We start from the raw sequence: 24,967 nt of genomic DNA, 5'->3' as shown, positions 1-24,967 counted from the left end.
CTCATCACAAGCAACCGCCAACAAGGGAAACTCAATGTCTGTCACCCACCGCAAGGCAACCCCGGCGACCTGCCGGCTCGCACTTGCCATCCACATGGGCTTGTTCACGCTGCTGGCCGGGGAAGGGCTGGCGTACGCGGACGAGCGCCGAGGCACCAGCGCCCAGTCGCGTACCCAGGCCTTCGACATCCCCGAACAGCCGCTGAAGCAGGCAGTCGAGCAGTTCGTCCAGCGCACCGGCGTCACGCTGCTGTATGACAACCGCCTGCTGGCCGGCCTGCGCAGCACCGCACTCAAGGGCAGCTACACCGCGCAAGCGGCGCTGGAGCAGATCATCAGCGGCCACCCGCTGATACTGCGCCACGGCGAAAACGGCCACCTCAGCCTGGTGCCGCGCCCCGGCGCCGTCGACGGTGGTGCGCTGGAACTGGACATGATCGACATCAGCGCCGACGCCGACACCCCCGCCAAGGCTGGCGACTGGGTGTACCACGAGCCGCGCGGCGTCTCGCACATCAGCCGCCGCATGATCGACAACCGCCCGCCCCGCCACAGCGCCGACATGCTCGAGGAAAGCACCGGCGTCTACACCGCCGTCAACCAGCGCGACCCCGGCTTGTCCGTGAACATCCGCGGCGTCCAGGACTACGGCCGGGTGAACATGAACATCGACGGCATGCGCCAGAACTTCAACGTCAGCGGCCACCAGCAGCGCAACGGCGTGATCCTGGTGGACCCGGAGATGGTGGCCGGCGTCGATATCGAAAAAGGCACCCAGGCCGGCCAGGGTGGCGCAGGCGTACTGGGCGGCATCGCGACGTTTCGCACGTTCCAGGCCAGCGATTTCCTGCAGGACGGCAAGGACGTCGGCGGCCGCGTGCGGGTGGGGCACGGGATAGGCAAGTTGGGCAACGGCACGCACTTCAATGGCAGCGGGGTGTTGGCGATTGGTGATGAGCGTGGGGATATCTTGCTGGGGGTGAGTGAGCGGCGGTTCGGGGATTATCGGGCGGGGAATAATAATGATCGGCGGTTGGGGGAGCAGTTGGGCAACAGGGAGTTTTCTGAAAAGACATTTCAAGAGTGGCTGGCAAGCGATGTAGATTTTACCGATGGGGCGACTCGTTCGCAGCTAATGAAGTTTGGTTTTAATCTGCCCCATGATCAACGTCTGCAGGCAAGCTATCTTCGCAGTAGTGCCGACGGGCAGTCGGCTGGGCCCATGACAGGGAAAACCTTTATGGGATACAGGCGTTTAACCAGAGACAGGATGAACGCTCAAAATTACGCCTTGGACTACACCTATGCGCCGGAAGATGAGCTGGTCGATCTAAAGGCGAAGCTCTATTACGTCGATACCCGTTTGGATCGTTGGAGTATAGGTAACCCAGCTTCGCAGGAGTCGGGCAACTACATTGCTCCTTTTGATTCACAATACAATACCCGGACGTGGGGGCTGCAGGCAGAAAACACAGCTCGCTTTGGCCTCGGTCATTGGGGCAGGGCAAACTGGGCTGTGGGCGGGGAAGTCTTTCATGACAGGTTGTCTCCAAGCACTGAGTGGAAACCTGCAAAAAACTCAGACTCTATACCCGTGATCATCGGAGCTACGCCCGAAGGGCGTCGCACAATGACCAGCGTATTTAATAAAGTCGACTACGCATATGATGACTGGCTTGTAGTCACAGGAGGGTTGCGCTACGACTATTACCGCACCTACGGAGAGGCAAACTCAAGAATTTGGGAATACCCGTCCCAAGGTATTCATAAGTGGGCCGGTCGCGCGGTCGAATATCGGGAAAATGTTGCCCTGTCTGGCGGGCGATGGTCACCTAATCTTCTTGTTGCGGTAAAACCGGGAGTCGAGTGGGCCCAGGTTTATGGCAGCTGGGGAAAGGGCTGGCGGCCGCCAGCCGTGACCGAGGTCCTCATGTCTGGCGCTCCACACGTGGGCGGCGGCAGCGCACTGCTTTTTCCAAATCCGACACTTCAACCCGAGTCGTCCAAAAGCTGGGAGGTGGGTGTTAATTTATTCAAAGAGTCGATGCTTATTGCTAACGACCGGTTTGCCATGAAGGTTAGCTATTTTGATAATCGTATTGATGACATGGTGTTCATGATGATGGGCGTGGTGCCACGTTGGTCCTCGCCGCAGAGCAGTGGTGCAAATCTGGTAAATCTTAACAATCAGAAACAAGTGAAGTATCGAGGGATTGAGTATCAGGTTGATTACGATCTTGAACGAGTTTATGCTGGTTTTACTTACACAAGAATGATTGGGCAGAACGATTTTTGTGGTCGTGAGTATTATCGCGGTGGTGCGCTAAAAAAAAGGCGAGCTCCTCAGGGCGGTGGTTTGTATGAGTGGGCCGAAGATCACTCGGCGAATAACACGGTTCGCTGCAATTTCATAATTGGCGCGGCTGCCTTTAGCCCAGTTGATAGAGGTTCATTGACCTTGGGCGCCCGATTCTTTGAGCGCAAGCTGGATGTAGGTATTCGAGCTAGATATAGCGCCGGGTATGGCGATGATCTGGATAAGGGCGCAGATCGAAGAACTTTTGATCTGGCCGCCTGGCCGTCGTATGTGGCTTACGATTTGTACGGCACATATAGTGTTAATAAAAATACCAGCATATTGCTTGCGTTGGAAAATGCCACGGATGAAGCTTATTTTGTGCCGAAAGCGGATTTTGAACACTTGTCACTAGCCCGCGGTCGCACTTTGACGGGCACGTTGCAATACGTGTTCTGAAATATTTTCGTAAAGAATTTGCCCTGTGTTGGGTAAAGAAGGAGCGGCTCATTCCGCTAAAAACCAAGAAGGTAATGATATGAGCATTTCAGTTAACTACAAAGCCGATCTGGGTGCCACCAAGATCAGTGATTACCTACAGTCGTGGGAAACAGGTTTCTCTACGGCTGGCCATGGCAAAGCCAGTACCGGTGCTTTCAACACCGCAGGCGTATTTCCATCGACCAAGGGGGAGCAATACGGGACAAGCGGAAAAGATTCCGAGTACGCGATGATTGCGGAAAGCAACACCTCGAACGGCTTGAATTACGTGTTCAAGCTGTTTGGTGGCGGCGACCCCAACATGAACCACTACCTGTGGGGGACTCTGGACAACGTTGAACTCGGCCAAGGACTCACCGGTGGCAAAGGCACCCACTTCTCCCTCGCCGAAAACAACGTCTCCTTCAACGGCCTCGACCTCTCCGCCCCGGAAGGCGCAGGCCGCGCCGGCAACCCCGTCCACGAAGTCGTCTACGGCCTCATGAACGGCAACGCCGACCCGCTGGAGGCAACCCTCAACAAACTGCTCTCGGAGTACAACCTGTCCACCACCGCCACCTTTGACCAGGTAGCCGCCGCGGCACCGGTAGCTGCACCTGTCGCCCTGCCGAACCTGGTCGTGGCGAACGCCGAGCAATCCTGGTGGGACTGGGCTTTCGCGGCTTAATGCGTCAACATCAAGAATATGATGAATAAAAAGTTAAAGGAGTTTTAGGTCATGACGTTATCGATAAAATATGGTTCTGAAATCGGGGCAAAGCCCATTGCTGAATACTTGCAAGAGTGGAAGGATGGATATGTAACAAGCTCTGGTTGGGGTGTCGTGAATGGGGGGTTCAGCGGCCGGGAGACTCCATTAGTTGGCGATCAATATGCAATCGTTAGTAGGGTTACGGAATTTGCGATTATTGCGGAGAGCGCTACCCCAAATGGGCTGAAAGGGGAGGTAAATTATTATTTGGCACCTGGCTCCACATACAGAGACTTCTTCTGGGGAGAACTGGATGTTGTCAAGCTAGGTCAGGGGCTAGAGGGAAGGTCGAATTATCTGTTGAATGAAAATGTCGTGTCATTCGGTGGTTTGGATGTGAAGGCCGAGCGGGTGGAAGGTGGGGGTAATCCAGTTGACAACTTAATCAACAGTTTGGCTGCCGGTAAGATTGATCTCTTGGACAATATCCTAAACAAGATGTTGAACTCGCTAAACCTCTCAACCGCCTCAACCTTTGACCAAGTTGCGGCAGCCGCTCCTTCAGTGGCGATACCGTCACCGCCTTTGGCTCTGGCGGGTGGTGGCAGCAGCGAATGGGACTGGGCCTTCGCCGCCTAAACCGCAGGCGTAAAAAAGCGAGTGGAAGATTGCTCTCCCACCCGCTCCGCTGACACAGCGCTGTGACCCGAGTTCTCTAGGCCAGGGTCATGGCGCTTCTGAATTGTGGGGAACGCCGGGCGTGCCGTCAACGCCGCTCGGCGGGCTTCTGTGGATATCTTGCAAGGAACCCTCTGAATGCACCGCTCTGGCAATGAATTGCGCAGTGCGCTGGCGGCTGCCCGGCGTTCGCTGGTGGACATCGGCGTGTTTTCCGCGGCGATCAACTTGCTGATGCTGGCCCCGGCCTTGTACATGCTGCAGGTGTATGACCGGGTGCTGGCCTCGGGCAACGAAATGACCCTGCTGATGCTGACCCTGATGGTGCTGGGGCTGCTGGCGCTGATGTGCACGCTGGACTGGCTGCGCGGGGTGCTGGTGATTCGCCTGGGCGCGCAGCTGGAGCAGGGCTTGCAGGCGCGGGTGCACGATGCCGCCCATGCCGCGCAGTTGCGCAGCGGCCATGGCGCGGCGGGGCAGGCGTTGGCGGACCTGGCGTGCCTGCGGCAATTCGCCAGCGGCACGGCACTGTTCGGGCTGTTCGATGCGCCGTGGTTTCCGCTGTTCCTGTGGGTGCTGTTCGTGTTTCACCCGGCGTTGGGTGGGCTGGCGCTGGGCGGCGCGGTGGTGCTGGTGCTGCTGGCGTGGCTCAACGAGCGCCTGTGCGGTGGCCTCCAGGCGCGTGCAGGGCTGTTGGCCCAGGCCGCTACGCAGCAGGCCACGGCGCACCTGGCCAATGCCGAGGCGGTGCGGGCCATGGGCATGCTCGATGCATTGCGTGGGCGCTGGCAGGTGCAGCAGCAAGCGTTCCTGAACTTGTATGGGCTGGCCAGCGAACGCTCGGCGGCGGTGGGCGCCTGGGCCAAGGGCATCCGCCTGGCGCTGCAGTCGCTGGTGCTGGGGCTGGGGGCGTGGCTGGCGGTGCAGCAGCAGATCAGCCCGGGGATGATGATTGCCGGGTCGATCCTGATGGGGCGGGTGCTGGGCCCCATCGACCAGTTGATCGGCGCCTGGAAGCAATGGGGGCCGGCCCGCGATGCCTACCAGCGCCTGGTGCAGTTGCTCCGGGAGCACCCGCCGGCAGCCGACCCGCAGCGCTTGCCGGCGCCCAAGGGGGCGCTGGCGTTGCAAGGCGTTGACGCCGGCCCACCCGGTTGCAGCGCGCCGACGTTGCACGGGCTGGCGCTTAGCCTGCCGGCGGGTAGTGTGCTGGGGGTGATCGGGCCGTCCGGCAGCGGCAAGTCGACCCTGGCGCGGGTGCTGGTAGGGGTATGGCCGCCCTTGGCCGGCCAGGTGCGGCTGGACAGCGCCGAGCTGGGCCACTGGCCGCTGCGGCAACTGGGGCCGCAGATTGGCTACCTGCCCCAGGACATCCAGCTGTTTGCCGGCACCGTGGCGCAGAACATCGCCCGCTTCGGCCCGGCCAACGCCGACAAGGTGCTGGCCGCCGCAGCCCTGGCCGGCGTGCACGAGTTGGTACTGCAATGGCCCCAGGGCTACGACACCCGCCTGGGCGAGGGCGGCGCCGGTTTGTCCGGTGGGCAGAAGCAACGCATCGCCCTGGCGCGGGCGCTGTACGGGCTGCCGGCGCTGATCGTGCTGGACGAGCCCAACGCCAACCTCGACGAGGCGGGCGAGCGGGCATTGCTGGCGGCCATCGACCGCCTGAAGGCGCTGCAGCGCACGGTGATCCTGATGACTCATCGTGCCAACGTGCTCAGCCGCGTCGACCACCTGCTGATCCTGCGCGAGGGCCACCTGCACCGCTTCGGCCCTGCCGCCACGGTGTTGGCCGAGCAGGGAGAGGCGGCATGAGCAGGCTCAAGGATGATCGCGCAGCGGCGCGCCTGGGCTGGACCGTGTTGCTGCTGGGCGTGGGCGGCTTTTTCGCCTGGGCCATGTGGGCGCCGCTGGACCAGGGCGTGGCAGTGGCCGGGCACCTCACCGTGGTGGGCCAACGGCAGACCGTGCAACACGCCAGCGGCGGGGTGCTGGAAAGTATCCTGGTCAGCGACGGCGAGTCTGTGGCCGCGGGGCAGCCGTTGCTGCGCCTGCGCCAGCCGTTGCTGCACAGCCAGGTACGCAGCCTGCGCAGCCAATGGCAGGCCGCCGAGGCACAAGGCGCGCGCCTGGCGGCCGAACAGCAGGACACAATGCCAGTGTTTTCACAGGCTGCAAGCCCGGACGCCACAGCGCTACAAGGCGAAATCCACGCCAGCCGCGCCGCCAGCCTCAACAGCGAGCGCGCGGCCATGCAGGCGGCCATTCAGGGCAGTGAGGCGCAGCTGAGTGGGCTGCTGGCTTCGCTGCACAGCCTGCGTATTCAGCGCGCCAGCCTGCAGACCCAGCTCGCCAGCTTGCGCCGCCTGGGCGCCGAAGGGCATGTCAGCCGCCACCGGGTGCTGGCCGACGAGCGCCAGTTGGCGCAGCTGACCGCTGTCATCAGCGTCGACGAGGGGCGGGCAGGGCTGTTGCAGCGACAGGTCGACGAGCAGCGCCTGCGCCTGCAGCACCTGACCCAGGCGTTTCGCCGTGATGCCGGCAGCCAGCTGGCCGACACCCGCCAACAGGCTGAAGAGCTGCGCCATCGCCTGGCCGTGGCCGAGCAGGAACTGGCCGCCAGCACTTTGAAAGCGCCGGTGGCCGGGCGCGTCAGCGGTTTGCAGGTGAGCACCCTAGGCGAGGTGGTGGCGCCCGGGCAGGTGCTGCTGGAGATCGTACCGGCCGGCAAGCCGTTGCAGGTGGAGGCGCGGCTGCCGGTGGACATGGTCGACAAGGTACGCCCGGGCCTGCCGGTTGAACTGCTGTTCCCGGCGTTCAACCAAAGCACTACGCCGCGGGTGGCCGGGCGGGTGACCCTGGTGGGCGCCGACCGCCAGCAGGATGAGCGCAACGGCGAGCCCTACTACCTGCTGCGTGCCGAAGTCACCGGTGCCGAGCAGCTGGCCGGGCTGACCCTGCAACCGGGCATGCCGGTGCAGGCCTTCGTGCGCACCGGCGAGCGCTCGCTGCTCAATTACCTGCTCAAGCCGCTGCGCGACCGCAGCCACCTCGCGTTGGTGGAGGAGTGATGAAACCTGTACTGCTGCTTCTCGCCTCGCTGGCCTTCGCCGGCAACGCCCAGGCCCTGGGCCTGCTGGACGCCTACGAGCTGGCCCGGCGCAACGACCCGGCCTGGCAGGCGGCGGGCGCGGCGCGGGAGGCCGGGCTTGAACAACGGGCCATCGGCCGCGCCGCGCTGTTGCCGACGTTGAGCTGGGGCTACAGCCACTCGCGCAACCAGTCGCAGGTCAGCCAAGGCAGCCAACGCCAGGACCGTGACTACCGCAGCCACGCCGCCACCCTCAGCCTGCAACAGCCGCTGCTGGACTTCGACGCCCTGGCGCGCTGGCGCCAAGGCGATGCCCAGGCGCACCAGGCCCAGGCCCAGTGGCAGGGCCAGCAGCAGGCGCTGCGAGTGCGGGTGGTGCGCCTGTACAGCAGCGCGCTGCTGGCGGCACGGCGCACGCAGCTGAGCCGCGAGCGCAAGCACGCCCTGGGTGAGCGGCTGGCGCTGAACCGCAGCCTGTTCGAGGACGGCGTGGGCACCCGCACCGACGTGCTGGAGACCGAGGCGCGGTTGAACCTGGCCGTGGCCGAGGAGCTTGAGGCCCTGGACGCCCAGGACGTTGCCGCGCGCGAGTTGCAGGCGCTGCTGGGGCAGGCGCCGACGCAATTGCAGCCGTTGGCGGAGCATATCCAGCTGCCCGCGTTGCAGCCTGAGGCCTTCGAGGCCTGGCAGCAGCTGGCGAGCAGCCGCAACCCCGAGCTGTTGGCGCGCCGGCACGGGCTGGACGTTGCCGAGCAGGAGGTGCAACGCCAGCGCGCCGGGCACCTGCCCAAGCTGAGCCTGTTCGCCAGCAACCGCCAGTCGCAGTCGGATTCGGAAAGCAGTTATCAACAGGCGTTCGACACCAACACCGTTGGCCTGCAACTGAACGTGCCGCTGTTCGCCGGCGGCGGAGTGAGCGCCGCCACGCGCCAGGCCGCCAGCCGCCTGGCCCAGGCCCAGCACGAACTGGACGGCCAGGCCCTGGCCACCTTCAACAACCTGCGCCGCCACTACAACGCCACCCGCAGCGGCGCCGCGCGGGTGCGTGCCTACCGCCTGGCCGCCGCCAGCGCCGAGGCCCAGTTGCATGCCACGCGGCGCAGCCAGCAGGGCGGCGAGCGCATCAACCTCGACGTGCTGGACGCCGAGCAACAGCTGTACCGCGCCCGGATGGAGCTGCATGAGGCGCAGCATGGCTGGTTGCTGGCGTCGGTAGAGCTGAAGGCCGCCGCCGGGGTGCTGGACGAATACGACATGCGCCAGGTAGCCAGCCATTTCCCCAACCCCCCGTAGCAGCGGCCGCAGGCCGCGTCCCAAACGCCGCGCAACCGCTGGATGACCGCGGCGACCGCGGACGCAGCCTTCGGCAGCTGCTACGGGTGGTTTGGGGCCAGGTGCGCCACCATGAACTCGATGAATGCGCGGGTCTTCTGCGGCACGCGCCGCGCCGTGGGGTACACGGCGTTGATGCTGATGGCTGGCGCCTGCCACTCGCACATCACCGCCACCAGGCGGCCTGCCGCCAGCGCTTCCTCGACGATGAACGAAGGCAGCAGGGCAATGCCCATACCGCCCTCGGCAGCGGTGGCCAGCAGGTCGCCGTTGTTGGCGTGCAGCGGGCCGGTGACGTGCACGCGCTGGGTCTCGCGGCCGTTGCTCAACTGCAGGCTGACGCCGCTTTGCAGGTAGCCGTAGTTCAGGCACTGGTGGCTGGTGAGGTCGCGCGGCTCCTGTGGGGTGCCGTGGCGCTCCAGGTAGGCGGGTGAAGCCACCAGCACCCGTGGCGCGGGCGCCAGTTGCTTGGCCACCATGCTCGAATCGCCCAGGCTGGCGATGCGGATGGTCACGTCGAAGCCACCGCGCACCGGGTCCACCTGCTGGTCGCTGAGCACCAGCTGCAGCTCGATCTGCGGGTGCTCCTGATGGAACAGCGGAATCAGCGGCCCCAGCTTGCGCAAGCCGAACGACATGGGCGCGTTCACCCGCAACACCCCGCGGGCCTCGCCCAGGCCGCTGCGCGCGCGCTGCTCGGCTTCATCCACCGACGCCAGCACTTCGCGCACCGCTTCGTAGTACTCGGCGCCGGCCTCGGTCATGTGCAGGCTGCGGGTGGTGCGCTGCAGCAATTGCACGCCCAGGTCTTCTTCCAGGGCCTGGATCTGCTTGCTGATTTTCGAGCGCGGCACGTCCATCGCACGGGCGGCGGCAGCGAAGCCGTTCTCGTTGACGGTGGTGACAAACGCGCGCATGGCGTCGATACGGTCCATCGGTGTCCCCAAAATGGAATCAATGATTCTCGATTTTAGGGAATTGTCTCGGATATTGCACGCGCCTACATTAGCACCAAGCCAGACGCACACAGCGCCCAACGAAGGGAACAGCGTCAGCCAACTCAAACCCGATTATCGACATCAGAAAAGGAATACACCATGTCCATCCGCGAACTGCTGAACCCAACCAACGCTGCCCTGATCCTGATCGACCACCAGCCGCAAATGGCCTTCGGCGTGCAGTCCATCGACCGCCAGACCCTGAAGAACAACACCGTGGGCCTGGCCAAGGCGGCCAAGATCTTCAACGTGCCGACCATCTACACCTCGGTTGAAACCGAAAGCTTCAGCGGCTTCATCTGGCCGGAACTGCTGGGGGTGAACCCTGGCCAGAAGCCAATCGAGCGCACGTCGATGAACAGCTGGGAAGACGCCAAGTTCGTGGAGGCGGTCAAGGCCACCGGCCGCAAGAAGCTGATCATCGCCGCCCTGTGGACCGAGGTGTGCCTGACCTTCCCGGCGCTGGAAGCCATGGCCGAAGGCTATGAGGTGTACATCGTCACCGACGCCAGCGGCGGCACCACCCAGGAAGCCCACGACATGTCGGTGCAGCGCATGATCCAGGCTGGCGCGGTACCGGTGACCTGGCAGCAAGTGCTGCTCGAATTCCAGCGTGACTGGGCGCACAAGGACACCTACGACGCGGTGATGGGCCTGGTGCGCGAGCACAGCGGCGCCTACGGCATGGGCGTGGATTACGCCTACACCATGGTGCACAAGGCCCCACAACGCCAGGTCAACTAAGCTCAGCGCCCGGGGCCGCAAGGTCCCGGTTCGCTTTCCCGCATTTGTGTGAAAGGAGTCAGGCATGAACATCGAAATGGCCGATGGCGTCGTCACCCTGCTGGTTCGCCATCGCATCAGCAAAGGCCAGGAATCGCGTTACGAAGAATGGCTGCGCCGCATCATCGGTATCGCCCGCAGCTATCCCGGCCACCTGGGCATCGATGTCATGCGCGGCCACAGCAACGGCCTGCAACTGTTCACCAGCGTGCTGCGCTTCGCCAGCACCGAACAGCTGCAAAGCTGGCTGGACTCCGCCGACCGCCAGCGCCTGGTGGAAGAAGCCAAGCCCATGCTGGCCGACGGCGACCAGCTGGAGATCAACAACGACCGCGAGTTCTGGTTCACCCCGGTGGACGCCGGCGCGCCCCAGCCGCCGCGCTGGAAGCAGGCCTGCGTGACTTTCATGGTCATCCTGCCGCTGAGCTTCATCGTGCCGCTGTTGTGGGCACCGGTTTTCAAACTGTTTCCCTGGCTGGGCGGCTATGCCCCGGCCAACACCGTCATCACCCTGAGCGTCGTGCTGCTGGTGGTCTACGTGTTCATGCCGCGGGTCACCCGCTGGCTGAGCGGTTGGCTGCAAGCCCGTTGACCCGCCGTTGACCCCAGACAACAAGGAACCCTGTCATGAACACCACCGTCACCGCTGATCTGATCCTGCACAACGGCCGCCTGCACACCGTCGACCGCGCCAAGCCCACTGCCAGCGCCGTGGCCATCAAGGACGGCAAATTCGTCGCCGTGGGCACCGACGCCGAGGCCATGGCCCTGCGCGGCAGCGCCACCCAGGTCATCGACCTGCGTGGCCGCACGGTCATCCCCGGGCTCAATGACTCGCACCTGCACCTGATCCGCGGTGGCCTCAACTACAACCTGGAACTGCGCTGGGAAGGTGTGCCGTCGCTGGTCGATGCCCTGGCCATGCTCAAGGAGCAGGCCCTGCGCACCCCGGCGCCACAGTGGGTGCGGGTGGTGGGCGGCTGGAACGAATTCCAGTTCGCCGAAAAGCGCATGCCCACCCTGGACGAGTTGAACAAGGCCGCACCCGACACCCCGGTGTTCGTGCTGCACCTGTACGACCGCGCGCTGCTCAACCGCGCCGCCTTGCGCGTGGTGGGCTATGACCGCAACACCCCGAACCCACCCGGCGGCGAGATCCAGCGCGACGCCCAGGGCAACCCCACCGGCATGCTGGTGGCGCGCCCCAATGCCATGATCCTGTATTCGACCCTGAGCAAGGGCCCGAAACTGCCGCTGGAATATCAGGTGAACTCCACCCGCCAGTTCATGCGCGAGCTCAACCGCCTGGGCGTCACCAGTGCCATCGACGCCGGCGGCGGCTTCCAGAACTTCCCCGATGACTACGAGGTGATCAACGAACTGGCGGCCAAGGACCAGTTGACCGTGCGTATCGCCTACAACCTGTTCACCCAGAAACCCAAGGAAGAGCTGGCCGACTTCCAGCACTGGACCGCCAGCACCCGCTACGGCCAGGGCAACGACTTTTTGCGCAACAACGGCGCCGGCGAAATGCTGGTGTTCTCCGCCGCCGACTTCGAGGACTTCCTGGAGCCACGCCCGGACCTGCCCGCCACCATGGAGCAGGACCTGGAACCGGTGGTGCGTCACCTGGTGGAGCAGCGCTGGCCGTTCCGCCTGCACGCCACCTATGACGAGTCGATTTCGCGGATGCTGGACGTGTTCGAGAAGGTCAACCGCGACATTCCCTTCAACGGCCTGCCGTGGTTCTTCGACCACGCCGAGACCATCACGCCGCAGAACATCGAGCGGGTGAAGGCGCTGGGCGGCGGCATCGCCATCCAGGACCGCATGGCCTTCCAGGGCGAATACTTCGTCGACCGCTACGGCAAGAAGGCCGGCGAGCAGACCCCGCCGATCCAGCGCATGCTCGCCGAGGGCGTGCCGGTAGGCGCGGGCACCGACGCCACGCGGGTGTCGAGCTACAACCCGTGGACCTCGCTGTACTGGATGGTCAGCGGCAAGACCGTGGGCGGGCTGGAGCTTTATCCACAGGGGCTGGAGCGCGACACCGCGTTGGAGCTGTACACCCATGGCAGCGCGTGGTTCTCATCGGAGCAGGGCAAGAAAGGCCAGATCAAGGTCGGGCAATTGGCGGACCTGGTGGCCCTGTCGGCGGATTATTTCAGCGTCGAGGAAGAGGCGATCAAGTGGATCGAGTCGCTGCTGACCGTGGTGGACGGCAAAGTGGTGCACGCGGCGGGTGAGTTCGACAAGCTGGCGCCGCCAACCCTGCCGGTGACGCCGGACTGGTCGCCGGTGGCCATCGTGCCGGGCCATTGGCGGCCGCAGTCGCCGGTGCTGCAACAGGTGCACCAGTGCAGCGGGCCATGCGGGGTGCATGCGCACAGCCACGACAGGGCGCGGCAGTCGAGCGTGCCGGTCAGTGATTTCCAGGGGTTCTGGGGGGCGTTTGGCTGTTCGTGTTTCGCGTTCTAACAGGATGACGCGGCCTGCGGCCGCTGCGACGGGACTTGTAGCAGCGGCCGCAGGCCGCGTCATTTCTGGCTCAACGACGAACCAGCAACACACCCGATTCCATGTGGTGGGTATACGGGAACTGGTCGAACAGCGCGCAACGCTCGATACGGTGGGTATCGTGCAACTGGGCGATGTTGGCGGCCAGGGTCTCCGGGTTGCAGGAGATGTACAAGATGTTGTCGAAACGGCGGGTCAGCTCGCAGGTGTCCGGGTCCATGCCGGCACGCGGCGGGTCGACGAACACGCTGCCGAACTGGTAGCTCTTCAGGTCCACGCCCTGCAGGCGACGGAACGGCCGCACCTCGTTCAGCGCCTCGGTCAGCTCCTCGGCGCTCAGGCGCACCAGGGTGACGTTGTCCACGGCGTTGTCGGCCAGGTTGTTCAGCGCGGCGTTCACCGAGGTCTTGCTGATCTCGGTGGCCAGCACCTTGCGCACCCGGGTGGCCAGGGGCAGGGTGAAGTTGCCGTTGCCGCAGTACAGCTCCAGCAGGTCGTCGTCGCGTTGGCCCAGCGCCTCATAGGCCCAGGTCAGCATCTTCTGGTTCACCGTGCCGTTGGGCTGGGTGAACGCGCCTTCAGGCTGCTGGTAACTGAATACGCGGCCGGCCACGTCCAGTTTTTCCACGGCGAAGTCGCGGCCAATGACCACGCGCTTGCCCTTGGAGCGGCCGATCAGGCTGATGCCCAGGTCGGCGGCCAGTTGCTCGGCGGCCACCTGCCAGTGCTCGTCCAGTGGGCGGTGGTAGCACAGGGTGACCATGGCGTCGCCGGCCAGGGTGGTGAGGAACTCCACCTGGAACAGCTTGTTGCTCAGGGCGTCATTGGCCTGCCAGGCGGCTTTGAGCTTGGGCATCAGTTCGTTGATGCGCAGGCTGGCGATCGGGAATTCCTCGATCAGGATGGCCGTGTGCTTCTCACCCGGGGCGAACATGGCGTAGTGGCGCTGGCCGTCCTGGCGCCACAGGCGGAACTCGGCGCGCAGGCGGTAATGCTCGCGCGGCGATTCGAATACCGCGGGTTCCGGGGCATCGAACGGCGCCAGCAGCTCGCGCAGGCGCGCGGTTTTCTCGTCCAGTTGGCGGCTGTAGTCCGCCGGGTTCACTACCGTGCTCATGCGTTGAACCAGCCCAGCTTGATGACGAACAGGATCGACAGAATGATCAGCGCCGGGTTCAGGTCACGGGTGCGGCCCGACAGCAGCTTGATCAGTGTCCACGAAATGAAGCCGAAGGCAATGCCGTTGGCGATCGAGTAGGTGAACGGCATGGCCAGGGCGGTGACCACCACGGGCGCGGCCTCGGTGATGTCGTCCCAGTTGATTTCCGCCAGGCCCGACATCATCAGCACGGCCACGAACAGCAGGGCAGGGGCGGTAGCGAAGGCGGGCACGCTGCCGGCCAGCGGCGCGAAGAACAGCGCCAGGATGAACAGCAGGGCCACGACGATGGCGGTCAGGCCGGTACGGCCGCCGGCGCTCACGCCTGCCGCCGACTCGATGTAGCTGGTGGTGGTGGAGGTGCCCAGCAGGGAACCGGCCATGGCCGCGGTGCTGTCGGCGATCAGGGCACGGCCCATTTTCGGCATGTGGCCGTCCTTGCCCATCAGGCCGGCGCGCTTGGCCACGCCGATCAGGGTGCCGGAGTTGTCGAACAGGTCAACGAACAGGAAGGCGAAGATCACGCTCACCAGGCCCACGTTCAGCGCGCCCTTGATGTCCAACTGCAGGAAGGTCGGGGCCAGCGATGGCGGCATGGAGGTGACGCCGCCGAACGGGCTGAAGCCCATCAGGATCGAAACGATGGTCACTGCCAGGATGCCGATCAGCACGGCGCCGCGCACTTTCAGGGCTTCCAGGGCCACGATCAGCACGAAGCCCAGGGTGGCCAGGATCGGTGCCGGCTGCTTCAGGTCGCCCAGGCCCACCAGGGTGGCCGGGTTGCCGACCACGATACCGGCGTTGTGCAGGGCGATCAGCGCCAGGAACAGGCCGATGCCCGCGGCAATGGCCGAGCGCAGCGGCAGCGGGATGCTGTTGACGATCCATTCGCGGATGCGAAAGATCGACAGCAGGAAGAACAGCACGGCCGAGATGAACACCGAGCCCAGCGCGGTCTGCCAGGTGTAACCCATGTGCAGCACTACGGTGTAGGTGAAGAAGGCGTTCAGGCCCATGCCCGGTGCCAGGGCGATCGGGTAGTTGGCGATCAGGCCCATCACGGTCGAGCCGATGGCGGCTGCCAGGCAGGTGGCGACGAACACCGCGCCCTTGTCCATGCCGGTCTCGCCGAGGATGCTCGGGTTGACGAACAGGATGTAGGCCATGGCCAGGAACGTGGTGATGCCCGCCAGTATCTCGGTACGCACGTTGGTGTTGTGTGCTTTTAGTTGAAACAGCCTTTCCAGCATGCCTGATCCCCGTGGCGCGCCCCGGCGCCGTGAATGAATTGACCCCTCAAGCAAAGCACAAGCTCGCCGAGGGGCCGAAAAAAGCCGCGCATCATACCAGCATGGCTGGCTGGGGGTGAATGCGTGTGTCGCTTTAACCCTGTAGCAGCTGCCGCCAGGCGGCGTCCGGGCGTTACGCGTCGTGGATGCGGCCTGGCGGCCGCTGCTACAGGGGTTTCTCGCGGTTCAGCATGTGGTCGCGCTTGGCCAGGGTCGGGAACAGCTTGATCCAGGTGCCGGTCACCACCAGCGTGCCCACACCGCCCAGCACCACTGCCGGCACCGTGCCGAACCAGTGCGCCGTCAGGCCCGATTCAAACTCGCCCAGCTGGTTCGAGGCGCCAATGAACAAGCCGTTCACGGCGCTGACCCGGCCGCGCATCTCGTCCGGCGTCTCCAATTGCACGAATGCGCCGCGGATCACCATGCTGATCATGTCTGCCGCGCCCAGCACCGCCAGGGTCGCCAGGCTGAACCAGAACGAGGTGGACAGGCCGAAGGCGATGGTCGCCACGCCAAATACCCCGACGCCGGCGAACATGGTGCGGCCCACCTTGCGCTCGATGGGGAAACGCGACAGCCAGAACGACATCAGCAGCGCCCCCACCGCTGGCGCCGAGCGCAGCAGGCCCAGGCCCCAGGGGCCGGTCAGCAGGATGTCGCGGGCGAACACCGGCAGCAGCGCGGTGGCGCCGCCCAGCAGCACGGCGAACAGGTCCAGGGAAATGGCACCGAGAATGTCCGGGCGGCTGCGAATGAAGTTGATCCCGGCCAGCAGCGACTGCAGCGTGGCCTTGCCCTTGTTCAGCGGGGTCTGGCGGGCCGGCAGGCTGAGCATCAGCGACAGCGCCAGCACATAGAGCACCACGGTGGGGCCGTACACCCACACGCTGCCGAACGCATATAGAAAGCCGCCCAGGGCCGGCGCGACGATGGTGGCGGTCTGCATGGCCGAGGCCGAGGCCGCTACCGCGCGGGGGAACAGCTCGGTGGGCACGATATTGGGCAGCAGTGCCTGGGTGGTGGGCATCTCGAACGCCCGGGCGCTGCCCAGCAGGAAGGCCAGCACGAAGATCATGTCGCGGCTGACGCTGTCGGTGCTGCTGCCGATCACCAGGGCCAGGGCCACCAGCGCCTGCCCCGTCTGGCAGATGGCAGCTACCTTGCGTCGGTCATAGCGGTCGGCCACATGCCCGGTGTGCAGCATGAACAGCACCCGCGGGGTGAATTCCACCAGGCCCACCAGGCCCAGGTCGAGCACGCTGCCGGTCAGCTGGTAGAGGTGCCAGCCAATGGCCACTGTGAGCATCTGGAAGCCGCTGGCGGTGCACACCCGCGCCAGCCAGAAAGCCATGAAAGGACGGTGATGACGCAGCAGCAGTACAGCGGAACTGGACATGGGGCAGGGCAACCTCGCGGGCGGGAGGCGCGAGATTATCACTAGTTTGTAACCGCAGGTTACGTAAATGGCATTCGTTGCCATTCGCCGCAATCCTCTCGCGCGATCCCCGAAATTGGCCGAACCCCCTGCTTTAGAAGGGTGAGGCAACGTGCCGCGTGACAATAGACCACGCAGTTAACTGCGCGGATTGGGTCTACTCTTTTAGGGATCATTGATCCTGGTCAATACACGGTGCAGCCGCGTTGTGTTGAGGCCATTGGTCACTGCCACACTTGAATACTCAGAACACATTTCGCGCGCCGCACTCATTAACCGTGAGGGCTGTCGGTGCGAGTTGACGGGGGCGTCCCCCGACGCACGCAGATGATTCATCTGATAGAGGAAACCATATGTTCGGCTTAGAGGCTCTAGATCTCGCCCGAATGCAGTTCGCGTTTACGGTCTCGTTCCACATCCTGTTCCCCGCCATCACCATCGGCCTGGCCAGTTTCCTGGCCGTGCTCGAAGGCCTGTGGCTCAAGACCAAGGATGACACCTACCGCGATCTGTACCATTTCTGGTCGAAAATTTTCGCCGTCAACTTCGGCATGGGCGTGGTCTCGGGCCTGGTCATGGCCTACGAGTTCGGCACCAACTGGAGTCGCTTCTCGGACTTCGCCGGCGCCGTCAACGGGCCGCTGCTGACCTATGAAGTGCTGACCGCGTTCTTCCTGGAAGCCGGTTTCCTCGGCGTCATGCTGTTCGGCTGGAACCGTGTGGGCCGTGGCCTGCACTACTTCTCCACCGTCATGGTGGCCGTGGGCACGCTGATCTCCACCTTCTGGATCCTGGCTTCCAACAGCTGGATGCAGACCCCGCAGGGCTACGAGATCGTCGACGGTCGCGTGATTCCGGTGGACTGGCTGGCGGTAATCTTCAACCCCTCGTTCCCGTTCCGCCTGGCGCACATGGCTATCGCCGCGTTCGTCGCCACTGCGTTCTTCGTCGGCGCCTCGGCGGCCTGGCACCTGCTGCGTGGCCGCGACAACGCGGCCATCCGCAAGATGTTCTCCATGGCCATGTGGATGGCGCTGATCGTCGCGCCTATCCAGGCAGTGGTCGGTGACGCCCACGGCTTGAACACCCTGGAGCACCAGCCGGCCAAGATCGCCGCCATCGAGGGCCACTGGGAAAACGTCGGCAACGAGCCGACCCCGCTGATCCTGTTCGGCATCCCGGACATGAAGGAAGAGAAGACCAAGTACGCCATCGAAGTGCCGTACCTGGGCAGCCTCATCCTGACCCACAGCCTGGACAAGCAGATCCCGGCGCTGAAGTCGTTCCCGCCTGAAGACCGCCCGAACTCGCTGATCGTGTTCTGGTCGTTCCGCGTCATGGCCGGCCTGGGCATGCTGATGATCGCCGTGGGCCTGTGGAGTGCCTGGCTGCGCTGGCGCGGTGGCCTGTACACCAACCGCCTGTTCCTGACCCTGGCCATGTGCATGGGCCCGGCTGGCCTGATCGCCATGCTGGCGGGCTGGTTCACCACTGAAATCGGCCGTCAGCCGTGGGTCGTGTACGGCCTGCTGCGCACTGCCGACGCAGTGTCCAACCACAGCGTCACGCAGATGAGCATCACCCTGGTGCTGTTCGTGGTGGTGTACTTCTCGCTGTTCGGTACCGGCTTCGGCTACATGATGCGCCTGGTGCGCAAGGGTCCGAAAACCCACGAAGGCGCAGAAGCTACCCATGGTGGCCCTGGTCAAACGCGTACGCCTGCACGCCCTCTCTCCGCCGCCCACGAAGGCAGCGAAGAAGGCCACGCCGACAGCCTGAACAAGGGGAACTGAGTCATGGGTATCGATCTTCCACTGATCTGGGCCGTGATCATTATCTTCGGCGTCATGATGTACGTGATCATGGACGGCTTCGACCTGGGTATCGGGATTCTTTTCCCGTTCATCAAGGGCGAGTCCGACCGTGATGTAATGATGAACACCGTCGCCCCCGTGTGGGACGGCAACGAAACCTGGCTGGTACTGGGCGGCGCGGCGTTGTTCGGCGCCTTCCCGCTGGCCTACTCGGTGGTGCTGGAAGCGCTGTACCTGCCACTGATCCTGATGCTGATCGGCCTGATCTTCCGCGGCGTGGCGTTTGAGTTCCGCTTCAAGGCCCGTGCCGACAAGCGTCACATCTGGGACAAGGCGTTCATCGGCGGTTCGCTGCTGGCTACCTTCGCCCAGGGCGTTGCCTTGGGCGCCTATATCGATGGCATTCCGGTGGTCAACCGTGCCTACGCCGGCGGTGGCCTGGACTGGTTGACGCCGTTCAGCGTGTTCTGTGGCCTGGCGCTGATCGTGGCCTACGCCCTGCTGGGCTGCACCTGGCTGATCATGAAGACTGAAGGCAGCCTGCAGGAAGCCATGCACAAGCTGGCCAAGCCGCTGGCCCTGGTGCTGCTGCTGGTCACCGGTATCGTCAGTATCTGGACCCCGCTGACCCACGCCGACATCGCCACCCGCTGGTTCAGCATGCCTAACCTGCTGTGGTTCATGCCGGTGCCGCTGCTGGTGCTGCTGGCGCTGTACGCGCTGCTGAAGTCGGTGTCGCAACGCGCCCACTACATGCCGTTCATCATGACCCTGATCCTGATCTTCCTCGGCTACAGCGGCCTGGGTATCAGCCTGTGGCCGAACATCATCCCGCCGGCCGTGTCGATCTGGGACGCAGCGTCGCCGCCGCAAAGCCAGGGCTTCATCCTGGTGGGCACGCTGTTCATCATCCCGTTCATCCTGGTTTACACCTTCTGGAGCTACTACGTGTTCCGCGGCAAGGTGAAACCTGAAGACGGCTACCACTGACAGCCCCCTGTAGCAGCGGCTGCAGGCCGCGTCCAACGCCCCAACGCGGGGAAGCCGGACGCAGCCTGCGGCAGCTGCTACGGACGTACACAGGAGAGCATGCGATGAACAGCAAGGAACATGAACCCGACCCGGCTGCCAACAGCCCCTGGTGGAAGCGCGTGGGCTGGCTGCTGGTGATCTGGGCGGGCAGCATCGTGGCCCTGGGCATCGTCGCTGAACTGCTGCGCATGTTCATGACTGCGGCGGGCATGAAGTCCCACTGAAATACCGTCTCATCCCACCGCTGTTTTGCACAGGCAGCGGTTTTCAAACCCTCTTCGGAGGGTTTTTTTTTGTGTATGTGGAAGCTGGCAAGCCAGCTCCCACACGGTCACTTGCGGGCTTTCAGAATCACGAACTTGGGCGTGGCTGCCACCTGCTCGACGCCGCGGAACAGCCGCGCCAGCTTGCTGTGGTAGCCCAGGTGGCGGTTGCCGACGATGTACAGCGCGCCGCCCACCACCAGCGCTTCGCGCGCCTGCTGGAACATGCGCCAGGCCAGGAAATCGCCCACCACCTGGGCCTGGTGGAACGGCGGGTTGCACAGCACCACATCCAGGGACTGCGGCGCCTGGCCGGCCAGGCCGTCGCCGGCGCGCACGGTCACTTCGCGCTCACCCAGGGCGGCCTGCCAGTTCTCGGCGGCCGACTGCACCGCCATGTACGACTCATCCACCAGGGTGTAGTGCGCCTGCGGGTTCTGCAGGGCGCTGACGATGCCCAGCACGCCATTGCCGCAGCCCAGGTCGGCGACCTGGGCGCTGCCCAGCCCGGTAGGCAGGTGGGGCAGGAAGGCGCGGGTGCCGATGTCCAGGCCTTCGCGGCAGAACACGTTGGCATGGTTCAGCAGCTCCAGCGCCGGCTGGTCCAGGCGGTAGCGGCTCGGGTAGGGCGAGGTGAACGGGCCGCGTGCCTCGGCGGTGGCGATCAGCAGCCGGGCCTTTTTCACTGCCAGCGAAGCGCTGACCGGACCGATGTACTGGTCCAGCAGGTCGCCGGCTGCCCGCGGCAGGTGCTTGACCATGGCGGCGGCCACCACCTGGGCGCCGGGCGCCAGGTGGCCCTGCAGGCGAATCAACTGTTCTTCCAGCAGCGCCAGGGTCTTGGGCACGCGAATCAGCACGCGGTCGAACAGGCCGTCCCAGCGCTGGCTGGCCGGCAGCACGCCAATTGCGTCGAAGGGCCGGCCGTTGCGCACCAGGTTCTTTTCCAGCGCCTGGCTGCCCAGGAACGAATCACCGCTGCTGACCAGTTCGAACTGGCCTTGCAGGCTGATGGCCAGGGCGCCAAAGCTGTCGTTGAGCACCAGCACCCGGGTGCTGGCAGGCAATTGCTGCTCGGCCAGGTGGTTGAGCAGGTACTCGTCGGCGGCGTCGAACGCCTGCAGCGGTTCGTTGGGCTGGTCGGGCTGGCGGATCAGGTCGAGCTGGGCGAAGGGCGTGGTCAACACGGGCATGGGGCAGAGACTCGGGGTGGGCAGCTGTAGATTTACGCAAGTCTCGGCGGTACCAAACTCGCAGCAGGGAGGCACCATGGGGTGCTCCGGGTCGGGAATTCTACGTCCATTTGCAGAATTATGCAGGCGTGGGGCTCACAGCAGGCCAGCTTGAGCAGCGTGAACCACGGCAGAGAGCTTGTTGCCCATGCCCATTTTCTTTACGGCCGTGCTGATATGAAAGTTCACTGTGCGCTCGGAAAGGCTGAGAATGGCGGCGATATCGCCGGCGGTCTTGCCCTCGGCCGACCAGCGCAGTATCTCCAGCTCGCGGCCGGACAGCTGGCCGTGGGTGTCCCCGTCCGCGCTGGCCTGTCGGGCTCCCAGGCGCTGGTGCAGCAGGTTGCCCAGCCACAGGCACTGGCCCACCTTGGCGCAGAACTCGTCGGCCCCCACCGGCATGTCCCGGCGGGCCAGGGTGAGCATGCTGACCTGGTGGTCGCTGTCGTGGATGGCCAGGCTCAGGCCATGGCGAATGCCGTGGCTCCAGGCGTCCTGGCGGAATTCAGGGGTGCTGCGGAACACGCCGTCAGTCCACAGCAACGGCACCACCGAGTGCCGGCAATGCCTGACGCTGGGGTCGGTAGCGCCATAGCCCTGCTGCCGATAACGCTGGCGCCATGCGGCTGGCATATTGTTCAGGGCCATGCGGTGCGGCATGACCTGGCCGGGGCCGGTGGCGAAGCTTGCGTAGTCGAAGCCCAGGTCGCGGGCCAGGTCCAAAGCGCTCTCTACTATATCCTTGCGTTCGGCCATGCCTTGCAGGTGATGCAGTTGCGCTTCATGCCACATTCTCATGACGACACTCCAATTGAGCTGCCCGATATGGATCCAAGTATTGCCCCGTCGCTTCATTCTAGGTGATTAATGCTTTGATACGAGTTAATTGCGTCGATAAAATGTAGTTATCGTCTGGCTACTGCATGAAAAAGCCATTACAACTTGCGGGTGTTCCTGGCTGCCGCTTTGCTGGACACTAGGAGCACTGTTCCCACGGAGACCGTCATGACCGCCAGCGCCGAGAATTTCACCCGCCAGACGCTGCTCGAGGTACAGCCGCTGACCCCCAGCCTGTTCACCCTGAGGACCACCCGCGACCCCGGTTTTCGTTTCCGCGCCGGGCAGTTCGCCCGCCTGGGGGTGACCAAGCCTGATGGCAGCGTGGCGTGGCGTGCCTATTCGATGGTGTCCTCGCCCCATGACGAGTTCCTGAAGTTCTTCTCCATCGTGGTGCCGGGAGGGGAGTTCACCAGCGAGCTGAGCCGCCTGCGCGAGGGTGACACGCTGCTGGTGGACCGCCAGGCGTTCGGTTACCTGACCCCGGACCGCTTCATCGACGGCCGCGACCTGTGGCTGCTGGCCACGGGCACCGGGGTGGCGCCGTTCCTGTCGATCCTGCAGGATTTCGAAGTGTGGGAGAAATTCGAGCGCATCATCCTGGTCTACAGCGCCCGCGAAGGCCGCGAGCTGGCGTACCAGCCGCTGATCGCCGAGCTCACCGGGCGTGAGTACCTGGCGGAATACGCGCACAAGTTCCAGTACATTCCCATCGTCACCCGCGAGCAGTACCCGGGCGCGCTGGGCGGGCGCATCACCACGTTGATCGACAATGGCGAGCTGGAAGCGGCGGCCGGCTGTGCGCTAGCGCCGGAGCATTCACGGGTGATGATCTGCGGCAACCCGCAGATGATCGACGACACCCGCGCGGTGCTCAAGGCCCGCGACATGCGCCTGACCCTGACCCGCAAGCCAGGGCAGATAGCGGTAGAGAACTATTGGTGAGAGCGGGGCGCGCGGTCACGCACCCCGTAGCAGATGCCGCAGGCTGCGTCACGGCCGCGCGTTCTGCTCTTTCAGCAAATCACGAATCTCGCCCAACAGCAGCTCTTCCTTGGTCGGGGTAGGCGGCAGGGTAGGGGCGGCGGCTTCTTCGCGCTTGAGCTTGTTGATGGCCTTGACGCCCATGAAGATGGCGAACGCCACGATCAGGAAGTCGATGATGGTCTGGATGAACTTGCCGTAGGCCAGCACCACGGCCGGCGCCGTGCCCTGGGCTTCCCTGAGGGTCACCGCCAGGTCGCTGAAATCCACGCCGCCAATCAACAGCCCCAGCGGCGGCATGACCACGTCACCCACGAACGACGAGACGATCTTGCCGAACGCTGCGCCAATGATGATACCCACGGCCATGTCGACCACGTTGCCTTTGACCGCGAAGGCCTTGAACTCAGCTAGTACGCCCATGCTTTTGATATCCCTTGTTACAGATGAATGGTTGCAGGCAGTGTAAGACAGCGAAGCGCGCCGTGCTCGTTACCTGGTAACAATGACCCGGCTTCTCCCTATTAGTTTTACCGAATCCGGCCAGGATCGGTATGATGACTGTTTTTATATACAGGGGTATTCCTCATGGCCAAGGCCAAGCGCTTGTACGGCTGCACCGAGTGCGGCGCCACCTTCCCGAAATGGGCCGGCCAGTGCGGCGAGTGCGGCGCCTGGAACACCCTGACCGAAACCATGATCGAGGCCGGCGCTGCCGCGCCCCCCAGCGGCCGTACCGGCTGGGCCGGCCAGCAGGCGCAGATCAAGACCCTGGCGGAGGTCAGCGTCGAGGAAATTCCCCGTTTCACCACCGCCTCCACCGAGCTCGACCGCGTGCTGGGCGGCGGCCTGGTGGACGGCTCGGTGGTGCTGATTGGCGGTGACCCGGGCATCGGCAAGTCCACCATCCTGCTGCAGACCCTGTGCAACATCGCCGCGCGCATGCCAGCGCTGTACGTCACCGGCGAGGAATCGCAACAGCAGGTGGCCATGCGCGCGCGCCGCCTGGGCCTGCCCCAGGACAAGCTGCGGGTCATGACCGAGACCTGCATCGAGACCATCATCGCCACCGCCCGGGTCGAGCAGCCCAAGGTGATGGTCATCGACTCCATCCAGACCATCTTCACCGAGGCCCTGCAGTCCGCCCCCGGTGGCGTCTCCCAGGTGCGCGAGAGCGCCGCCTTGCTGGTGCGCTACGCCAAGCAGAGCGGCACCGCGATCTTCCTGGTGGGCCACGTCACCAAGGAAGGCGCGCTGGCCGGCCCGCGTGTACTTGAGCACATGGTCGATACCGTGCTGTATTTCGAAGGCGAGTCCGACGGCCGCCTGCGCCTGCTGCGCGCGGTGAAGAACCGCTTCGGCGCTGTGAATGAACTGGGCGTGTTCGGCATGACCGACAAGGGTCTGAAGGAGGTGTCCAACCCCTCGGCCATCTTCCTCACCCGCGCCCAGGAGGAAGTGCCGGGCAGCGTGGTCATGGCCACCTGGGAAGGCACCCGGCCGATGCTGGTGGAGGTGCAGGCGCTGGTGGACGACAGCCACCTGGCCAACCCGCGCCGCGTGACCCTGGGCCTGGACCAGAACCGCCTGTCGATGCTGCTGGCGGTGCTGCACCGCCACGGCGGCATCCCCACCCACGACCAGGACGTGTTCCTCAACGTGGTGGGCGGCGTGAAGGTGCTGGAAACCGCCTCCGACCTGGCGCTGCTGGCGGCCATCATGTCCAGCCTGCGCAACCGGCCGCTGCCGCATGACCTGCTGGTGTTCGGCGAGGTGGGCCTGTCCGGCGAGGTGCGCCCGGTGCCCAGCGGCCAGGAACGCCTCAAGGAAGCCGCCAAGCACGGCTTCAAGCGCGCCATCGTGCCCAAGGGCAATGCACCGAAGGAAGCGCCGGCCGGCCTGCAGGTCATTGGCGTGACCCGCCTGGAGCAGGCCCTCGACGCCCTCTTCGAATAACCCCGTTCCCGTAGCAGCGGGGGGCCCGGCGCCGGCGCGGTTTTTGAGGGGGAGCCCGGGGGGGGGGGGGGGGGGG

21 protein-coding genes are annotated in these 24,967 nt (G+C 64.5%); 14 read left to right on the top strand and 7 right to left on the bottom strand.

From position 1 onward, the window contains the following. The first annotated feature begins 34 nt into the window (after positions 1-34). The 6 genes from AC0Z2B_RS19180 to AC0Z2B_RS19155 all read left to right on the top strand — a co-directional run bounded on the left by AC0Z2B_RS19180 (position 35) and on the right by AC0Z2B_RS19155 (position 8,550). A complete protein-coding gene (locus AC0Z2B_RS19180) occupies positions 35-2,755 on the top strand; it encodes a TonB-dependent receptor (RefSeq protein ID WP_476298751.1) in 2,721 nt (906 codons plus the stop codon). Positions 2,756-2,834: 79 nt separating this feature from the next. Continuing rightward, the gene (locus AC0Z2B_RS19175; protein WP_476298749.1) at positions 2,835-3,464 is read left to right on the top strand and encodes a heme acquisition protein HasA; all 630 of its coding nucleotides are present in this window, start codon (positions 2,835-2,837) and stop codon (positions 3,462-3,464) included. Between the two features lie 51 nt (positions 3,465-3,515). Beyond that, positions 3,516-4,127 (top strand): heme acquisition protein HasA, encoded by a 612-nt coding sequence (locus tag AC0Z2B_RS19170; RefSeq protein ID WP_476298747.1) that lies wholly within the window; start codon positions 3,516-3,518, stop codon positions 4,125-4,127. A 177-nt stretch (positions 4,128-4,304) separates the two neighbouring features. Further along, entirely contained in the window at positions 4,305-5,981 is a 1,677-nt protein-coding gene (locus AC0Z2B_RS19165) for a type I secretion system permease/ATPase (RefSeq protein WP_476298745.1), read from the top strand. Then, positions 5,978-7,237, top strand: coding sequence for an HlyD family type I secretion periplasmic adaptor subunit (locus tag AC0Z2B_RS19160; protein ID WP_476298743.1), 1,260 nt, complete (start codon positions 5,978-5,980; stop codon positions 7,235-7,237). The genes AC0Z2B_RS19165 and AC0Z2B_RS19160 overlap by 4 nt, the downstream gene beginning before the upstream one ends. After that, a complete protein-coding gene (locus tag AC0Z2B_RS19155; RefSeq protein WP_476298741.1) occupies positions 7,237-8,550 on the top strand; it encodes a TolC family outer membrane protein in 1,314 nt (437 codons plus the stop codon). Before AC0Z2B_RS19160 ends, AC0Z2B_RS19155 begins: the two co-directional genes overlap by 1 nt. 80 nt (positions 8,551-8,630) lie before the next feature. Here AC0Z2B_RS19155 and AC0Z2B_RS19150 read toward each other — a convergent pair whose 3' ends face one another. Beyond that, a complete protein-coding gene (locus AC0Z2B_RS19150) occupies positions 8,631-9,524 on the bottom strand; it encodes a LysR family transcriptional regulator (RefSeq protein ID WP_476298739.1) in 894 nt (297 codons plus the stop codon). Positions 9,525-9,686: 162 nt separating this feature from the next. Between AC0Z2B_RS19150 and AC0Z2B_RS19145 the strand changes: the two genes are divergently transcribed. The 3 genes from AC0Z2B_RS19145 (at position 9,687) to AC0Z2B_RS19135 (ending at position 12,848) form a co-directional block, all read left to right on the top strand. Next, entirely contained in the window at positions 9,687-10,331 is a 645-nt protein-coding gene (locus AC0Z2B_RS19145) for a hydrolase (RefSeq protein WP_416427002.1), read from the top strand. A gap of 64 nt (positions 10,332-10,395) precedes the next feature. Then, complete coding sequence (locus tag AC0Z2B_RS19140) at positions 10,396-10,962, top strand: antibiotic biosynthesis monooxygenase (protein WP_476298737.1); 567 nt, start codon at positions 10,396-10,398, stop codon at positions 10,960-10,962. A 35-nt stretch (positions 10,963-10,997) separates the two neighbouring features. Next, positions 10,998-12,848: an amidohydrolase gene (locus AC0Z2B_RS19135; RefSeq protein ID WP_476298735.1), complete on the top strand. Its 1,851-nt coding sequence runs from the start codon at positions 10,998-11,000 to the stop codon at positions 12,846-12,848. 70 nt (positions 12,849-12,918) lie between these two features. Here AC0Z2B_RS19135 and trmA read toward each other — a convergent pair whose 3' ends face one another. From trmA to AC0Z2B_RS19120, 3 genes are all read right to left on the bottom strand, one after another. Beyond that, positions 12,919-14,004, bottom strand: coding sequence for a tRNA (uridine(54)-C5)-methyltransferase TrmA (trmA, locus tag AC0Z2B_RS19130; RefSeq protein WP_476298733.1), 1,086 nt, complete (start codon positions 14,002-14,004; stop codon positions 12,919-12,921). Beyond that, complete coding sequence (locus AC0Z2B_RS19125; protein ID WP_416426998.1) at positions 14,001-15,296, bottom strand: NCS2 family permease; 1,296 nt, start codon at positions 15,294-15,296, stop codon at positions 14,001-14,003. The genes trmA and AC0Z2B_RS19125 overlap by 4 nt, the downstream gene beginning before the upstream one ends. Before the next feature lie 205 nt (positions 15,297-15,501). Continuing rightward, positions 15,502-16,734 (bottom strand): MFS transporter, encoded by a 1,233-nt coding sequence (locus AC0Z2B_RS19120; RefSeq protein WP_473004543.1) that lies wholly within the window; start codon positions 16,732-16,734, stop codon positions 15,502-15,504. A 392-nt stretch (positions 16,735-17,126) separates the two neighbouring features. Here AC0Z2B_RS19120 and AC0Z2B_RS19115 point away from each other — a divergent pair, with 392 nt between their 5' ends. The 3 genes from AC0Z2B_RS19115 to AC0Z2B_RS19105 all read left to right on the top strand — a co-directional run bounded on the left by AC0Z2B_RS19115 (position 17,127) and on the right by AC0Z2B_RS19105 (position 19,843). Further along, on the top strand, positions 17,127-18,566 hold the full coding sequence (locus tag AC0Z2B_RS19115; RefSeq protein WP_476298730.1) for a cytochrome ubiquinol oxidase subunit I: 1,440 nt from the start codon (positions 17,127-17,129) through the stop codon (positions 18,564-18,566). A 3-nt stretch (positions 18,567-18,569) separates the two neighbouring features. Then, positions 18,570-19,577, top strand: a complete 1,008-nt coding sequence (cydB, locus tag AC0Z2B_RS19110) for a cytochrome d ubiquinol oxidase subunit II (RefSeq protein WP_027979298.1) — start codon at positions 18,570-18,572, stop codon at positions 19,575-19,577. 104 nt (positions 19,578-19,681) lie between these two features. After that, positions 19,682-19,843, top strand: a complete 162-nt coding sequence (locus AC0Z2B_RS19105; protein WP_416426994.1) for a DUF2474 domain-containing protein — start codon at positions 19,682-19,684, stop codon at positions 19,841-19,843. A 107-nt stretch (positions 19,844-19,950) separates the two neighbouring features. Here AC0Z2B_RS19105 and AC0Z2B_RS19100 read toward each other — a convergent pair whose 3' ends face one another. Continuing rightward, positions 19,951-21,075: a methyltransferase gene (locus AC0Z2B_RS19100; protein WP_476298728.1), complete on the bottom strand. Its 1,125-nt coding sequence runs from the start codon at positions 21,073-21,075 to the stop codon at positions 19,951-19,953. 135 nt (positions 21,076-21,210) lie between these two features. Further along, positions 21,211-21,912, bottom strand: a complete 702-nt coding sequence (locus AC0Z2B_RS19095; RefSeq protein WP_476298726.1) for an autoinducer binding domain-containing protein — start codon at positions 21,910-21,912, stop codon at positions 21,211-21,213. A gap of 207 nt (positions 21,913-22,119) precedes the next feature. Here AC0Z2B_RS19095 and AC0Z2B_RS19090 point away from each other — a divergent pair, with 207 nt between their 5' ends. Then, positions 22,120-22,896 (top strand): ferredoxin--NADP reductase, encoded by a 777-nt coding sequence (locus AC0Z2B_RS19090; protein WP_476298724.1) that lies wholly within the window; start codon positions 22,120-22,122, stop codon positions 22,894-22,896. A gap of 48 nt (positions 22,897-22,944) precedes the next feature. Here the strand turns inward: AC0Z2B_RS19090 and mscL are convergent, their stop codons facing one another. Continuing rightward, positions 22,945-23,358: a large-conductance mechanosensitive channel protein MscL gene (gene mscL, locus AC0Z2B_RS19085; protein WP_416426990.1), complete on the bottom strand. Its 414-nt coding sequence runs from the start codon at positions 23,356-23,358 to the stop codon at positions 22,945-22,947. Positions 23,359-23,523: 165 nt separating this feature from the next. Here mscL and radA point away from each other — a divergent pair, with 165 nt between their 5' ends. After that, the gene (gene radA / locus AC0Z2B_RS19080; RefSeq protein ID WP_473004539.1) at positions 23,524-24,891 is read left to right on the top strand and encodes a DNA repair protein RadA; all 1,368 of its coding nucleotides are present in this window, start codon (positions 23,524-23,526) and stop codon (positions 24,889-24,891) included. Positions 24,892-24,967 lie beyond the last annotated feature (76 nt).

The sequence above is a fragment of the Pseudomonas sp. GYB4201 genome (genome assembly GCF_056312595.1).
The sequence above is the reverse complement of the archived record's forward strand: the minus strand, read 5'-3'. Positions and strand labels throughout refer to the sequence as shown.